This window comes from Asticcacaulis taihuensis, from assembly GCF_900100255.1.
GTDB classification, from domain to species: Bacteria; Pseudomonadota; Alphaproteobacteria; order Caulobacterales; family Caulobacteraceae; genus Asticcacaulis; species Asticcacaulis taihuensis.
The window spans coordinates 21,217-35,441 of the sequence record NZ_FMTS01000008.1; the positions used below are offsets into that span (position 1 = coordinate 21,217).

The following is a 14,225-nucleotide window of genomic DNA, read 5'->3' on the forward strand; positions in this document are numbered from 1 at the left end:
TTATTATTGGCGCACACTGTATAAGCGGTTAGGCTTCGTCACAATGGTTCAAATACGCTCGCTCACTGCTGCCGAGATCAACGCCCTTCCAATGGGACTGCTGGCGGCCGTCCCCTTTGAAGCGGTCCGGCTGATCGACGGCCATCACTGGGCATCGTGGCTGGCGCGGCTGATCGGGCGCGGACCGCAGATCGTGGTGCGCGGCCGTCGGATTTTCTGGCCACACCTGCCGGCGGATATGAGCGATAACGCGGTCGCTATGAGTCTTCTGGCCCACGAACTGGTTCATGTCTGGCAATATGAGACCGGCATGACTCTTTGGCGCTATGTGTGGCGCGAACGCGGACAGTATCATTACCGGATAGATGACCGCTCCTATACTGATTATGGATATGAGCAGCAGGCCGCGATCATGGAGGACTGGATGCGCCTGCGCGCCGGATTGCCACCGAGATACGGCGATGTGACTATCTCAACTTTGGTAGCTATACTGCCTTTTGTGAAATAAGAAACCCCACCACCACGCCTTCGGCGCGGTCCCCCTCCCCGACAAGCGGGGAGGATCAAGACGATATATAGTTCCACTTGTGCCTCCCCGCTTGTCGGGGAGGGGGACCGCACGACGACGCGAAGCGGCTAGATGTGGTGGTGGGGGTTCTTACTTAAGGAGATGGTACACTTGGACAATTCTCCCGATCTTTGGCTCTCGAAACTGCCCGTCCTCAAGACGGACGGCAGCAAGTATGATCGCGGCCATTGCATTGTATTGGGCGGGCCTGTGGCTTCGACCGGAGCCGCGCGGCTGGCGGCGCGGGCGGCCCTGCGGATCGGTGCTGGGCTGGTCAGTGTGGCCTGTGATCCATCGAGCCTGATGGTTTATGCCACGGCCCTCGAAGCGGTGATGACCAAGCCGGTGAAGGATGAGGCCGCCTTTGCTGCACTGATTAGCGACCCGCGTATCACATCGCTTGTTATGGGGCCGGCGGCTGGCATTAATGATCGCACCAAGGCATTTGTGCTGGCGGCTTTGCGAGCCGGCAAACCCTGCCTGCTCGATGCCGATGCCCTGACGGTTTTCAAGGACGATCCCTCGCAGCTTTTCGATGCCATCCGCTCGCCGGTCCTGCTCACTCCGCATGAAGGCGAGTTTGCCCGTCTTTTCGGCCAGGTCACCGACCGGGCAAGCGACGCCTTACGGGCCGCGAAAACCAGCGGGGCCGTGGTGCTGCTGAAAGGCCGCGACACGGTCATCGCCGCACCGGATAGCCGCCTTGTCATCAACCGCAATGCCCCGCCAACACTTGCCACGGCCGGTTCCGGCGATATGCTGGCCGGTTTCGCTGGCGGGCTGATGGCGCAGGGCATGGAGGCTTTCGATGCTGCCTGCGCCGCCGCCTGGATACACGCCGAAGCGGCGCGCCTGTTCGGCCCCGGCCTTATCTCGGAAGACCTCAGCGAAATGGTGCCGCAAGTCCTGCGCCAGTTAACCCACTGATCAGATGGCGCAGACCGCGCCAGTGCCTTTCAGGCCGCAATAGCCCTCCGGATTTTTGGCGAGATAGCCCTGGTGATAGCCCTCGGCGAAATAGAACGGCGCCTCTGGTTCGATCTCTGTGGTTATCAGCCCCTTGCCGAGCGCATTCAGCGACTTCTGGAACGCCGCCTTGCTGCTGACGGCGGCATCATACTGCGCCTCCGAAGTAGTGAAGATGGCCGAACGGTACTGGGTGCCGATATCGTTACCCTGGCGATAGCCCTGCGTCGGATCATGGCTTTCCCAGAACACTTTCAGCAATTGCTGGAAGCTGATCTTTTTCGGGTCGAAGACCACGAGCACACCTTCGGTATGACCGGTCTGGCCGGTGCAGACCTCCTTGTAGGTCGGATTGGGCGTGTAGCCACCGATATAGCCTGCGGCGGTAACATAGACGCCTTCCTGCTGCCAAAGCTTGCGCTCGACGCCCCAGAAACACCCCATGGCGAAGACGACCGTCTCCATGCCCGCCGGATAAGGCCCCTTCAGCGGCGTATGCAGCACGAAGTGAGTCTCTTCAGTCGGAATGGCTTCGCTGCGGCCCGGCAGGGCCTGGTTGGCGGAAATCATCTGGGATTTAAGGCCGAACATGGTGTTTTCCTTTTTGTTGCGCCGAATATACGCGCTTGCCGCCAATATAGTTACAAAAAAAAGCGGTGGTAAGAGGCAAACTAGGCTTGCTCATTCGCAAAGCATGGGTATAAAGGCCGCCTTCCGCGCACCACCGACCTGGTGCGGCTTGATGGATGGACAGATGGCGGAGTGGTCGATCGCGCACGCTTGGAAAGCGTGTGTACGTGCAAGCGTACCGAGGGTTCGAATCCCTCTCTGTCCGCCATTAAAAAAGGCTCCCGCATGGGGGCCTTTTTTAATGGCGGAAAACGAGGTTCAGAACCGATCGGTACTGGAAAAATGCCGGGTTTTTAAACCGAGCGCAGCGATGGTTTCGGCGAAGCTTAGCGCAGCCAATCCCTCCCCCCGCAGGTCCTTAACCCAAATACTTTTTGAACCAGTCCGCGGCCTGATCCGCCACGCTTTCCAGGCATCCGGGCTCTTCAAACAGGTGCGTGGCGCCGGGCACGACCGACAGTTTCGACCGGGCATTCAGGCCGCGCAGGGCCTGCTCGTTCAGTTCAAGCACCTGGGGATCATTGCCGCCGACGATCAGGAGCACCGGCGCCCTGACCTTATCGAGGAAAGCCGCCGCCAGGTCGGGCCGGCCGCCGCGCGAAACGACCGCGCCGATCCGGTCCGGCTGGCGCGCGGCCGCAATCAAAGCAGCGCCGCCGCCGGTGCTGGCGCCGAAATATCCCAGATGAAGCCCGGAAAGCGTCGGCTGCGCACCCACCCAGCGGGCAATGTCAACAAGCCGGTCGGCCAGCAGCGGTATATCGAACCGATACTGGCGGGTCCGCTGGTCGATCTCTTCCTCCCCGCTGGTCAGAAGATCGATCAGCAGGGTCGCCAGCCCCCGCCCGTTCAATGTTTTCGCCACGCGCCGGTTGCGCACGCTCCTGCGGCTTGATCCACTGCCGTGAGCGAAGACGACCAGCCCCTTCGCGCCCTCCGGAACGGTCAGGTCTCCGGCAAGCCCGATATCGCCCGCCGACACGACGACAGGGGTGGAAAGCACTTCGGCCAAATGGGTGTGCGGTATCATGACGAATGCCCTCAAAAGCCGCTGGGGTAGGTTTCAAAGACCTCGCCCTCGTGCCATGGCGCCGAAGGCTCCAGGGGACGCAGGGCGTGCGTCCGGTCAAAATGGATGATGGCGTCGAACTGTTCCGGCAATTTCGAGAAGAAATAATGGCTCTGCCGTTCCGTCTCCGGCAGGTAGAGGACGCCGATGGCGCGCTGGAGCCGGCTGATGTCCAGGCGCAGGTTCAGAGCCTCGCTGCCCTTCAGCGACAGAAGAAAATTTGGCAATCCGCTGTCATGGAAGAGGGCCTCGTAGCTTTGCGGCAAGGCCCGGCGCACGGACTTGCGTTCGGCGGGACCGTCCCACCGGGACGCGGCCGTCACCTCGCCGGAACAGGTGGAGAAGCCGAGCAGAAATGCCGTCTTGCCATGGGCCTCGCGCACGAGCTGGCCGATATTGAACTCGCCGGCCGCCCCCATTTCGGTGGCCCTCGCATCCCCGACATGCGAATTATGCGCCCAGACGACGATCTTCGCCGGCGCCCCGGTCTGCCGGTCCAGATGTTCCGTCAGGGCGTCGAGCGTTTCCGCCATGTGCCGGTCGCGCAGGTTCCACGATGAGATACGCCCGCGGAACATGGCCCGGTAATAGGTCTCGGCATCTACAACAGTCCGGGCATTGTGGTCGGCGGAGAAATAATCCTCGGCGGCGTCGAAACCGTCCGTCGCCAGATATTGCGCGGCATTCCGGCGCAGAGTGACCAGGGTGTCTATGGCGTGACGCTCACAGCTCTCGCTGATGCCAAAAGCGGTCGAATAACCGTATTGCTGCGGGTTTCGAGCCAGTTTGTGGCCGTGGTCGAAGCAGGCGTAATAGTCCCGTGCCTGGTGGGCGGCGGGCGGATCAACCTCATCGAGATAGGTGATCACCGCCTGGATGGAGGCGTAGAGGCTGTAGAGGTCAAGGCCATAGAAACCGGCCCGCTTTTCCGCTGGCTTGCCGGCATTGTGCCCCCTCAGCCAGTCCGCGAATTCAGCGACAACCTCATTGCGCCACATCCACGCCGGGAAGCGCTTGAAATCCGACAGGGCGTCCTCAGCCGTGATGATCCTTTCGTCACCGCGCACGAAGCGATTCACCCGGTAACAATCGGGCCAGTCGCCTTCGACCGCGACGGCCGAAAAGCCATCCTGCTCTATAAGCTGCCGGGTCAGGCCGGCACGGAAACGATAAAACTCCTCGCTGCCGTGGGTCGCCTCGCCGATCAGCACAAAGCGCGCGTTCCCGATCAGGCGGCGTACGGCGTCATAATCCCCGGAATTTCCCTTCAGGGCGATCGCCTGGCCGGCGATCAGCCGCTCCAGGTGGCGGGCGGCGTCATGAGACATGGGACTGCCTTTTTGTTTCCGCCGCCCGGGCCAGCAGGCTCATGACTTCGCTGTCCTGCGTCTGTCCGAAATCGGTGTAGAAGCGGCCAACACCATAGAAGGGCTCCGGCACGGCGACGCAAACCGCCTCGTCGGCCAGACGGCCCATCATGGCGAAGGCCGAATCGGACGCCACCGGTGCGGCGGCGATAATCCAGGCCGCCCCCCGCCGGCGCGACGCCTGAATGGCCGCTTCCATGGTGGCGCCCGTCGCGCATCCGTCATCGACCAGGATGACCGTCCGGTTTTTCAGCTCCGGCGCCGGCCGCCCCTGGCGGTAGACACGGCTGCGGCGGTCGAGTTCGGCCCGTTCGCGCGCCGCTACCGCAGCTATGGTGTGATCACCAATGCTCAGGCTGCGCACGATATCCTCATTAATGACCTCAACCCCGCCGTCGGCGATGGCGCCCATGGCCAGTTCCTCATGTCCCGGCACGCCCAGCTTGCGCACCAGCATGAGGTCGAGCGGCAGGTGCAAAAGGCGCGCGACCTCGAACGCCACGGGTACGCCACCACGCGGCAAGGCCAGGACAAGCGCATCCGGCCTGGTTAGTCTGGGCTTCAGCACGGCCGCCAATTGGCGGCCCGCCGCTTCACGATCAGGGAAACAAATCATGGTCCACACTCCTGGAACAAAGCTTTCCCAGTGTGCGGAAAAACGGATCTGACGGCTTTGACCCCAATCAAATGAGACGGCGGCGCCTTGAGGTAAAAACAGGGTCTTCAGCGGATTTACGGGCAACAGCCATGACACGGAAGACGGAACACGAGGCGCTTGCGGCCACCTTCGATCGCCTTCTGCATCAGGAGATCAATCTCCTGATGGCCCCGGATGCCGGCCCCGGCGAGACCTCGACCGTGCATACGGTACGGGCAGGCACCAAGAAGATTCGCGCCTGCCTGCGTCTGGTCAGGGGATCACTCGACCGCATCGCGTTCGACAAGGCCAATACCCTGTTCAGGGACTGCGCGAAAAGCCTGCGGACCTACCGCGATGATGAAGTGATATCCGAAGTCCTCGCCTATCTGAATGAAACCGGGGCGACCGACTTCGATGCCGGTGAAACGGACAGGCTGCGCGAAATCCTGATCGCGCCCCCGCTGCCCGCTGGCCGTGATGACGCCCTGGCAACTGTGCGCAACAATATCCAGGCGAGACGGACCACGCTTCACCTGGCCGCGCTGAAAATCAAAAAATCCGATCTCACCAAAGCCATGCGGCGCACATACCGACGCAATCGCAACGCCTTTGCCAATGTCGTTCGGGAGCCTTCGGGCATCAATCTGCACGAATGGCGCAAGCAGATAAAGGTGCTTGAATATCAGCTACATGATCTGAACACGATCTGGCCGAAGCCGATGGACGGCACCGAGGATGATGCCCGGCACCTGGCCCAGATACTGGGCCATATTCAGGATCTTGCCGTCCTCAGGAAACGATTGAAGCAAATTCGGCCGGTCCCGGAGGGCAGTCCGGCGGATCGCCTCCTCACTGCGACCAGGCGTCAGCGCCGCAAGCTGCGAAACGATGCCATCCGGCTGGGACAGGCGCTTTACGCCCGCTCGGCGGATGACTTCGCCGCGGATGTGAACCGCCACTGGAAAGGCTGGCGCCGCCCGCCACCGGCACCACCGGTTATTCCGCCGACCAAGGCCCTGGCCCGCAAGACACCGGCGGCTCATCTGCACTGATCGCGCCCTTTGCTGGATAAAGCATCCATATACCGCAGCAAGTAATCAATATGCGCACAAATTGTGCTCTATAAACATGGGCAGTATAATTATTTTCCGACAGAAACCGATTAATAAGCATTCTGTATAATTATCATACGTACCTCCGGCGACAGGGAGGACATAAAAATACAAATAGTCGCCCAAAGTATGAGAGTGCAGTTTGTCTAAGCGTTACAACAGGACATCAGGCGTTAAGCTTGCCAACGATATCGCCCCCACGGTTGTGGCGCATAACCTGCTGGAAGACGGCCCGCAGTCTTCGGCCTCCGACCGCAAGACGCATACCCGCCATCGCTGGCTTCACTACAGCAACCTAAAGGTCGAGGCGGCGATATTCCTCCTGATTGCCTTGACCTTCGCTGCAGTGCTTGGTCAGAAGGCCATAACCAGCCGCCACCTCGACCTCACATCGCGGGTCGGCCAGTATTATCCTTTCGTCTATGGCGACAAGGATGATGGCGGCAATTCCACCATCGATCACGACACGACCAAACCATTGACCTGGAGCTGTGATCTGCGCGAGGGCGCGAAATTCGTCTATTGCGGCTACGGCCTACAGTTCGAAGCTCCCGGCAAGGGCAAGGGGATCGATTTTTCGAAATATAAGAATGTCACGATCCGGCTGACCTATCATGGCGTCGGCGATCATCTGCGCCTCTTGCTGCAAAGCACGGCGCCGGCGTCACTCGGCCGCAAGGTCAAGCCCGGCGAGACCATGCCCTTCGTTGCGGAGTTCCCCGTGACGCAAGGCGTAAACGAAATCCACCTGAACGCGGAGCAGTTCGCCGTCGAGCAATGGTGGCTGACAAGCCATGGCGTTACGGCCGAAGAGGCCGGCACCGACATGGATGACATCGTGTCCCTCGCCTTTTCATCGGGCAGCCAGACGCCGCATGGACGCTTTGACGTAAAAGTCACCTCCCTTGAGTTTCACGGCGTCTCGCTGTCAACTGATCAATGGTATCTCATTATTCTGGGCGTCTGGCTGGTCCTGACCGGCGGTTTTCTCGTCTTCCGTTTCCTTGGGATGCGCCGGCTCTATGAAGCGCGCCAGCGCCAGCAGGCCGAGGAAAGCCGTGTGCTGGCCGAGGCCCGCGCGGCCGCCGAAGCCGCCAGTTCGGCCAAGTCGCAGTTTCTCGCCAATATGAGCCATGAATTGCGCACGCCGCTCAATGCGATTCTCGGCTATGCCCAGTTTCTGAAAGCCACGAACTCAAGCGAGCGCGACCTGGCGGCCCTCCAGACGATCGAGCACAGCGGTGAGCATCTTTTGACGATGATCACCGACATTCTGGATATCGCCAAGGTGGAGGCCGGCCGGCTTGAACTGCTGCCGGGCATCTTCGATATCCGTTTGTGCGTGCTCAGCGTGGCGCAGATGGTACGTCTGCGCGCGGAGGAAAAGGGCCTGTTATTCACGGTGGATATCGCGGATGACGTGCCCCGTCTAGTGATGGCGGATCAGAAGCGCATCCGCCAGGTGCTGATCAACCTGCTGGGCAATGCCATCAAGTTCACGCCGTCCGGCGAGGTCCGCCTTGAGGTGTCCTGCGTCACCTCCGCGACGGATGACACCGGCCTGCGCTTCTGCGTTACCGACACCGGGGTCGGCATCAGCCCGGATCAACTCCAGCGCATTTTCCAGCCGTTCGAGCAGGCCGGCAATGCCATCGACAAAAGTGGCGGCACCGGGCTTGGGCTCAGCATTACTTACCATATCGTCCAGATGATGGGCGGCGATATCCGCGTGGAAAGCGGGATCGGCAGTGGCAGCCGCTTCATTGTCGAGGCGCCGTTTGGCCGCTCGGATGAGGAAATGGCCAGGCTCGAGGCCCCGGATGCCGTGGCTGAGGCGCCAGATGACAGCGCAGCCCCCCTGCCAGAAACCGAAGCTGGCGCACCGCTGGTAGCCCCTTTCGGGCCACAACTGGACCACCTGCTTTTTCTGGCCCGCGCCGGAAACCTGCGAGCCATCCGCAAGGCCGTGCCGGCAATTATCGCGGCCGGCCCTGAGTATCGCGGCTTCGCCGAACGGCTTGATTCCCTGGCCGCCGCCTATCAATCCCCTGCCGTTTTACGCCTGATCGAAGACGCCGCCAGAGAAAGAGACGCCGCATGACCCCGTTGTTACCGCACGGTCAGGACCCGTCCCCCGCCCTGCCGCAGATCCTGGTGGTGGACGATACCCCGGCCAATCTGGGCCTTCTGGTCGACCATCTGGAAGCCCGTGGTTACGAGGTTCTCGTGGCCCTGGGCGGTCAGGAAGCGCTCGACCGGCTGCGCTACGCCCAGCCCGACCTTATCCTGCTTGATGTCATGATGCCCGGCATGGACGGTTTCGAGACCTGCCGCAGGCTCAGGGCCGATGCGCAGACCCGCGACATACCGGTCATTTTCATGACCGCCCTGACCGATGTGGACAGCAAGGTATCGGCCTTTGCGGCCGGCGGTGTCGACTATGTCGCCAAGCCGTTCCAGATCGAGGAACTGATTGCCCGCGTCCGGACGCACATCGCCCTTCGCAAGGCGCGCGTCGAGCTTATGGCGCAGAAGATGTCGCTCCAGGCGGAGGTTGAGGCGCGCCACCTTGTGGAAGCCTCGCTGCGCGACTCAGAACTGCGGCATCGCCGCCTCTTTGAAACCGCCGGCGACGGCATACTGGTCATCGATTGCGACGCGCGGACGATCCACGATCTCAACGCGCAATGCGCCCATATCCTGGCCATGCCGCTGGATGAGGTGCGCGGCCGTTATCTCGACGACCTGCCCATTTTCGCGGCCGCGGGCGATGCCCGCACGATCGTCGACACGCTGCGGCAGAGCGGCGAAATGAAATGGTCCGAATGGACCTGGGAACGCCCGGACGCGACCACGGTCAGCGTCGAGGTGCTCTGCACCACCTATCGTGTCGGCCACAGATTGCTGGCTCAATGCACCCTGCGCGATGTCAAGGCGCGAAAAGAGGCGGAAGCCCGTATCCGCTATCTCGCCATGCATGACGCCCTGACGGGCCTGCCCAACCGCACCCTGCTGATGGACCGCCTCAGCCATGGCATTGCGCGGGCGCGCCGCGACCACACGCAGGTCGGTTTGCTTCTCCTCGATCTCGATCATTTCAAACACATCAATGACAGCCTGGGGCATTTTGTCGGCGACGCCCTGCTTGAAGAGGTGTCGAAGCGGTTGCGCAGCGTCCTGCGCGACAGTGATACCCCGGCGCGCCTGGGCGGAGATGAATTCGTTATCGCGGCCGAAGACCTGTCCGGCAGCGCCGATGCCGAGAGCCTGGCACAGCGCATCCAGGCGGCCCTGGAGCCGGACTTCCATTTCGGCAGCCACACGCTTCGCATCGGCACCAGTATCGGCATCAGCATGTATCCGGCCGATGGAGACAGCCCCTCCGCCCTCCTCCAGGCCGCGGATACCGCCATGTACCAGGCCAAGAAGAACGGCCGCGGCACCTACCGCCTGTTCACCAGCGACCTGACCATGGCGGCCGAACGCTGGCACACCTTGTCTAACGATCTTTACGGCGCCTGCGAACGCGGCGAATTTGCCCTTCATTACCAGCCGCAGGTATCGGTCAGCGATTCCAGCATCACGGGCCTGGAGGCGCTTCTGCGCTGGCATCACCCGACCGAGGGCCTTATCCAGCCGGCCTTGTTCATCCCGCTGCTGGAAGAACATGGGCGCATGGTCGAGGTCGGCCGCTGGGTGCTGCGTACCGCCTGCCTGCAGAACGCCGCCTGGCAGGCCCAGGGCCTGCCTAAGGTGCGCGTTGCGGTGAACCTGTCTGCCCAGCAGTTTTATCGCGGGGATATCGTCCGGGCGGTCCGCGACGCACTGGACGAATCCGGCCTGGCCCCGGAATGGCTCGAACTCGAACTGACGGAAAGCCTGACGCTCGATGACACCGAAGTGACCGTAAGGGTCATGGAAGAACTGAAGGCCATGGGCGTCAAGCTGTCTCTTGATGATTTCGGCACCGGCTGGTCGTCTCTGGGGTATCTGCGGCGGTTTCCGCTCGACCGGATCAAGATCGACCGTTCTTTCGTGCGCGACATCGTGAATGATCACAGCACGGCCGCCATCGTCCATAGTATTCTGGGACTGGCACGAGACCTTAATCTCGATTGCGTGGCCGAAGGCGTCGAAACGGCGGAGCAACTTGAACACCTGCGCCGTGAAAACTGCGCGGAAATTCAGGGCTATCTGTTCAGCCGCCCCGTAGAGGTTGCCCAGATCGAGGATCTTTTGCGCCAAATGCAGACGGCCGACGTCGCCACACTACCACAGAAAAAATCAGGCACCCGCTGACGGATTCAAATCTGTCTTAAGGGATAAGCGCCCGAAATTCGGCCGCTCCGCACTCGGCCTTTTTTCCGCAAAGTGGAAGAGGAATGCGGGTCGATGCCCTGCTTCCGAGTGGCGTAAGGTTCCGCATTTGATCCAGCGATGGAGAGCGGAAACGCACACGTACAAATTCCTGTCCAGCGCCATCATGCCCGAGTTCAAAAATCAGCGCACCGCCGGGCGGAGGATCATCGGCGGCAAACCCCCGGGCCTGCCAGTGTAAACCCAAGGCGCCGCCCACATAAGCGATATTGCCGTCATGACCGACGAGCAGCGTATAAGGACTGGCTGTCGGATCAAACAGGGCCGCCTCAATCTCTTTCAAAAGCGCGGCAGACGCATAGGTCGTCACGGCCTTAGGGCGGGCAATCAGCCGGAATTCTTCGGCGTGAAGGGCCGACAAGGCGGTAATTTGCCTTTCGCTCACCTTGCCCCATCCCACCTCATTCATCGGGAAGCCATTGGCATATTCCAGCATGAGAATTTGCGACAGGCTGGAGGCGATCTTAAGGGCACCGCTCACCTTTGGATCGCGGCCACTGACATCAAGCACAGAGGGTATGTCGGTCAGGCTGCAAACCTTATCGACCTGACAGCCCGGCTGGTTTTTAAGGTTTAGAACCTCACTCAAAAGCGTGTAATCGGATTTATGAGCCTTATCAATGGAGGCCATGCCGCCCGACGGCAGCGCCTCATCGATCAAGGCTTTTCGATCCAGTGGCGGCGACACCACATCTGCGTTAAACGGCGAAAACCGCGCATCGGTATGGCCCTCGCCGGCATGTTCCACCTTAAGATCACAGCCTTTAAATGCCGTGGCGGCATAGACCTCAGCCGTCCTTATTGTGCGCTGATCCGTATCCGCCACAATATGTACGGCGCCCGCCGGCGGGCAAGCCGGGCCCAGTAAGCCTGAATAAGTCAAGCGGTCGAATTCGGCTATGCGGGCAATGACCTGCTCGCCATGAGGGGTCAGGCTGGCCGGCGGTACAGTCCAGGCCGGCCAGGCCTGATTGGTGAGCCCTGCAGGCAGGGGCGGATCACTATTGGGCCGCTTTATGCCGTGACGCATCAGGATGACCACCCTTTCGAGGGTCAGGTTTTTATTCTTCGCATAGGCCGTTGAGTGCGGAAGGACGGCCAGGCACAGGAAAAGGGTTGCGAATGTCAGGATGCGGGAACGGGTCATTGCGGGCTGATAATGCTTGGGGGACTGGTAAACTGATTTGCCCATGTGCCGGGCACGGGCGCCATATCGAGGTCAAGCGTGCCGCCTGAGACGATTTCCTCATGGGTGAGCCAGGCGCGGCTCAACGCTTTGCCGTTCAGGCGTGCGGCGACCACATATATATTATCGGCAGAATTGTTATGGGCGCGGATGGTGAAGTTTTTGCCGCCTTCGAGATGAACGGTGCTGGCGGCAAACAGGGGGGAGCCGATATAGTAAAAGGGTTGTCCGGCATTGGGATACAGGCCGATGGCATTCCAGACAAACCATGACGACATGGCGCCGGCGTCATCATTGCCGGGCAGGCCTGTCCGTTTCAGGCTATAGTTATCCGCCATGATCTGGCGGATTCGTTTGGCGGTCCGGTCCGGTCGACCGGCGTGAATATAGAGATAAGACGCCAGAATATCCGGCTCATTGCCCTGGGAATAATGGCCCGTGTCGAACAGGCGGTCGAGCCAGCCCGTAAAGGCTTCCGAACCGCCGACCTGGCTGATCAGGCCGGAAACATCGTGCGGCACGTAGGTTGAGTACTGCTGGCCGCTGCCCTCATAATAGGGCGCTTCCCACCAGGGCGTGGACTTGTCCGGATAGTCATAGGTACAGCTATAATTCTCAAGCCTCTCGCCATTGGCATAGCGTGGACGGATGCAGCCCAGCTTGTCGTCCCACAGTTTTCTCCAGCCCTGAGACCGCGCCAGATAACGCGCGGCATCGTCATGTTTGCCAAGCTTGCTGGCCACCTCGGCTATGGCGAAGTCGTTATAGGCATATTCAAGGGTGCGCGAAGCCGAGCGCGGCTGGCTTAGGGACACATAGCCGAGCTTGAGATAGTCCTTCAGAACCCGGCCCTGAAGCAGCGGCTGATCGGGTTCGACCTCCCCGTCGGTCTTCAGCGCGGCATAGGCCAGATCGTAGTCAAAGCCGCCCAGATCCTTGACGATAGCATCCGCCACAACCACATCGCCGTTCGATCCGCCCTGTGTCATGCCATTGGCGCCGGCTATGCGGGCATCCGGCAGCCAGCCGGTATGCTTATAGGTGTCCAGTAAGGAGCGTATCATGTCGCGCTGCCTTTGGGGTTCTATCAGTGTCAGCAAGGGATGCAGGGTCCGGAAGGTGTCCCACAGCGTATAGAAGTCTTCGTAATGCGGCTCGATCGAGTCCCACCAGGCATTGTCGCCGCTCAGATCGTGGGGCATGGTTTCGCTGTGATAGAGCGCCGTATAGAAGATGCGTCTTTGCGCCTCCGTGCCGCCGTCCACGGTGATTTTTGACAGTGCCTGGTCCCAGAGCGCCTGACTGCGCAGGCGCACGGCGTCAAAATCCCAACCCGGCGCCTCGGCGGCCAGATGCGCCCTCGCCTTTTCCGCACTGATAAAAGACACTGCGACCTTCACCTGGACGACAGGGTTTTTGGCAATGTCAAATCGTGCATAGCCGCCTAACTTGTGGGCAAAGGCCTGGTCGATATCGTAATCGACCATGACGCTTTGCTTATGAGCCGGGCTCAGGCTTTGCGGAAGGCCGTTCAGACTGCCGGTACCGGGATGTGCTTCAAAGCCACCCTGGCTGGCCCTCCAGGCACCGACCTCCTGGGACGGCCTATCAAAGACGGCATAGAAATAAATCCTGTAAGGCGTCGGGTTCCAGGCGCCCTCAAAACTGGCCCAGCCGGACAGAGTATGATCGTCAATAATATCGACATGGGAAGCGGTTGCGCGCTGCCCCTTGCCACCCATTTCGACAATGGAACTGACATTCAGAATAACATTGCCTGGCATAGAGGCCCGCTCGCCCGCAGCCGTCGGGAATGTCAGGCGCATAAAGCCGACCATGCGCGTGGCCGTCACTTCGGTCTTGATGGCTTCGTCTGGCGCATTACCCAGAACAACACTGTAATAGCCGGGCGAGGCCGTCTCCTGACTCTTGGCAAAGACCAGATGATTGGCACGCAGCAGGCCAACGGTCGGCGATATCCTGAAATTACCGTACTGACTGTCACCTCCGGTGCCGCTGACATGGGTCAGACTCAGGCCCATGATCGGGCTGGCTGAGTCATATCCATTGGTATCGCCCCTGGTGGTATCCGGGCTGAAGGTGACGAAGCCGAAGGGTATCTGCGCGCCGGGCACGGTGTTGCCGCCGACGGTTGACCCGCCATCCACGCCTACAAAGGGATCGACCAGAGCGGACAGCTCCTGCGCCTGTGCGACCGATCCGGCGGGGTCAGCCAGGGCCGTCCCGTTAAGAGCGACAGTGAACAACGCCACGAGGGGCAGAATCTGAAACCGGTACATGTGTGAATCC

The 14,225-nt window shown here is 60.8% G+C and carries 11 protein-coding genes and 1 tRNA gene; 6 read left to right on the forward strand and 6 right to left on the reverse strand.

The window, feature by feature from the left end; translation table 11 throughout:
• Positions 1–43: 43 nt before the first annotated feature.
• Together BLO49_RS16065 and BLO49_RS16070 are read left to right on the forward strand one after the other, a co-directional pair.
• The gene (locus BLO49_RS16065) at positions 44–508 is read left to right on the forward strand and encodes a hypothetical protein (protein ID WP_090650433.1); all 465 of its coding nucleotides are present in this window, start codon (positions 44–46) and stop codon (positions 506–508) included.
• Between the two features lie 171 nt (positions 509–679).
• Positions 680–1,495: an NAD(P)H-hydrate dehydratase gene (locus BLO49_RS16070; protein WP_090650435.1), complete on the forward strand. Its 816-nt coding sequence runs from the start codon at positions 680–682 to the stop codon at positions 1,493–1,495.
• On the opposite strand, the gene msrA is transcribed toward BLO49_RS16070, so the two are convergent.
• The gene (gene msrA / locus BLO49_RS16075; RefSeq protein ID WP_090650436.1) at positions 1,496–2,125 is read right to left on the reverse strand and encodes a peptide-methionine (S)-S-oxide reductase MsrA; all 630 of its coding nucleotides are present in this window, start codon (positions 2,123–2,125) and stop codon (positions 1,496–1,498) included.
• Positions 2,126–2,282: 157 nt separating this feature from the next.
• Here msrA and BLO49_RS16080 point away from each other — a divergent pair.
• Positions 2,283–2,372, forward strand: a tRNA-Ser gene (locus BLO49_RS16080).
• 150 nt (positions 2,373–2,522) lie between these two features.
• Here the strand turns inward: BLO49_RS16080 and BLO49_RS16085 are convergent.
• From BLO49_RS16085 to BLO49_RS16095, 3 genes are read right to left on the reverse strand one after another with little or no spacing between them, the layout of a single operon-like run.
• Positions 2,523–3,194 (reverse strand): dienelactone hydrolase family protein, encoded by a 672-nt coding sequence (locus BLO49_RS16085; protein ID WP_170828366.1) that lies wholly within the window; start codon positions 3,192–3,194, stop codon positions 2,523–2,525.
• 11 nt (positions 3,195–3,205) lie between these two features.
• The gene (locus BLO49_RS16090; RefSeq protein ID WP_090650438.1) at positions 3,206–4,561 is read right to left on the reverse strand and encodes an erythromycin esterase family protein; all 1,356 of its coding nucleotides are present in this window, start codon (positions 4,559–4,561) and stop codon (positions 3,206–3,208) included.
• Positions 4,551–5,216, reverse strand: a complete 666-nt coding sequence (locus BLO49_RS16095; protein WP_170828367.1) for a phosphoribosyltransferase — start codon at positions 5,214–5,216, stop codon at positions 4,551–4,553. The genes BLO49_RS16090 and BLO49_RS16095 overlap by 11 nt, the downstream gene beginning before the upstream one ends.
• 131 nt (positions 5,217–5,347) lie before the next feature.
• Between BLO49_RS16095 and BLO49_RS16100 the strand changes: the two genes are divergently transcribed.
• The 3 genes from BLO49_RS16100 to BLO49_RS16110 all read left to right on the forward strand — a co-directional run bounded on the left by BLO49_RS16100 (position 5,348) and on the right by BLO49_RS16110 (position 10,651).
• Complete coding sequence (locus BLO49_RS16100) at positions 5,348–6,292, forward strand: CHAD domain-containing protein (RefSeq protein ID WP_170828368.1); 945 nt, start codon at positions 5,348–5,350, stop codon at positions 6,290–6,292.
• Positions 6,293–6,494: 202 nt separating this feature from the next.
• Positions 6,495–8,453 carry a sensor histidine kinase gene (locus BLO49_RS16105; protein ID WP_220083761.1) on the forward strand — a complete coding sequence of 653 codons (1,959 nt, stop codon included), beginning with the start codon at positions 6,495–6,497 and terminating at the stop codon, positions 8,451–8,453.
• Entirely contained in the window at positions 8,450–10,651 is a 2,202-nt protein-coding gene (locus BLO49_RS16110) for a putative bifunctional diguanylate cyclase/phosphodiesterase (protein WP_090650441.1), read from the forward strand. Before BLO49_RS16105 ends, BLO49_RS16110 begins: the two co-directional genes overlap by 4 nt.
• Positions 10,652–10,667: 16 nt before the next feature.
• Here BLO49_RS16110 and BLO49_RS16115 read toward each other — a convergent pair whose 3' ends face one another.
• Entirely contained in the window at positions 10,668–11,921 is a 1,254-nt protein-coding gene (locus BLO49_RS16115; protein WP_139159722.1) for a histidine-type phosphatase, read from the reverse strand.
• On the reverse strand, positions 11,873–14,215 hold the full coding sequence (locus tag BLO49_RS16120) for a GH92 family glycosyl hydrolase (RefSeq protein WP_245679070.1): 2,343 nt from the start codon (positions 14,213–14,215) through the stop codon (positions 11,873–11,875). Before BLO49_RS16120 ends, BLO49_RS16115 begins: the two co-directional genes overlap by 49 nt.
• Between the last annotated feature and the right edge of the window lie 10 nt (positions 14,216–14,225).

Bases quoted from the DNA above. Each gene is read 5' to 3' on its own strand.
- BLO49_RS16065 (WP_090650433.1), top strand. From the start codon at position 44: ATGGTTCAAATACGCTCGCTCACTGCTGCCGAGATCAACGCCCTTCCA.
- msrA (WP_090650436.1), bottom strand. From the start codon at position 2,125: ATGTTCGGCCTTAAATCCCAGATGATTTCCGCCAACCAGGCCCTGCCG.
- BLO49_RS16085 (WP_170828366.1), bottom strand. From the start codon at position 3,194: ATGATACCGCACACCCATTTGGCCGAAGTGCTTTCCACCCCTGTCGTC.
- BLO49_RS16090 (WP_090650438.1), bottom strand. From the start codon at position 4,561: ATGTCTCATGACGCCGCCCGCCACCTGGAGCGGCTGATCGCCGGCCAG.
- BLO49_RS16095 (WP_170828367.1), bottom strand. From the start codon at position 5,216: ATGATTTGTTTCCCTGATCGTGAAGCGGCGGGCCGCCAATTGGCGGCC.
- BLO49_RS16100 (WP_170828368.1), top strand. From the start codon at position 5,348: ATGACACGGAAGACGGAACACGAGGCGCTTGCGGCCACCTTCGATCGC.
- BLO49_RS16110 (WP_090650441.1), top strand. From the start codon at position 8,450: ATGACCCCGTTGTTACCGCACGGTCAGGACCCGTCCCCCGCCCTGCCG.
- BLO49_RS16115 (WP_139159722.1), bottom strand. From the start codon at position 11,921: ATGGGCAAATCAGTTTACCAGTCCCCCAAGCATTATCAGCCCGCAATG.
- BLO49_RS16120 (WP_245679070.1), bottom strand. From the start codon at position 14,215: ATGTACCGGTTTCAGATTCTGCCCCTCGTGGCGTTGTTCACTGTCGCT.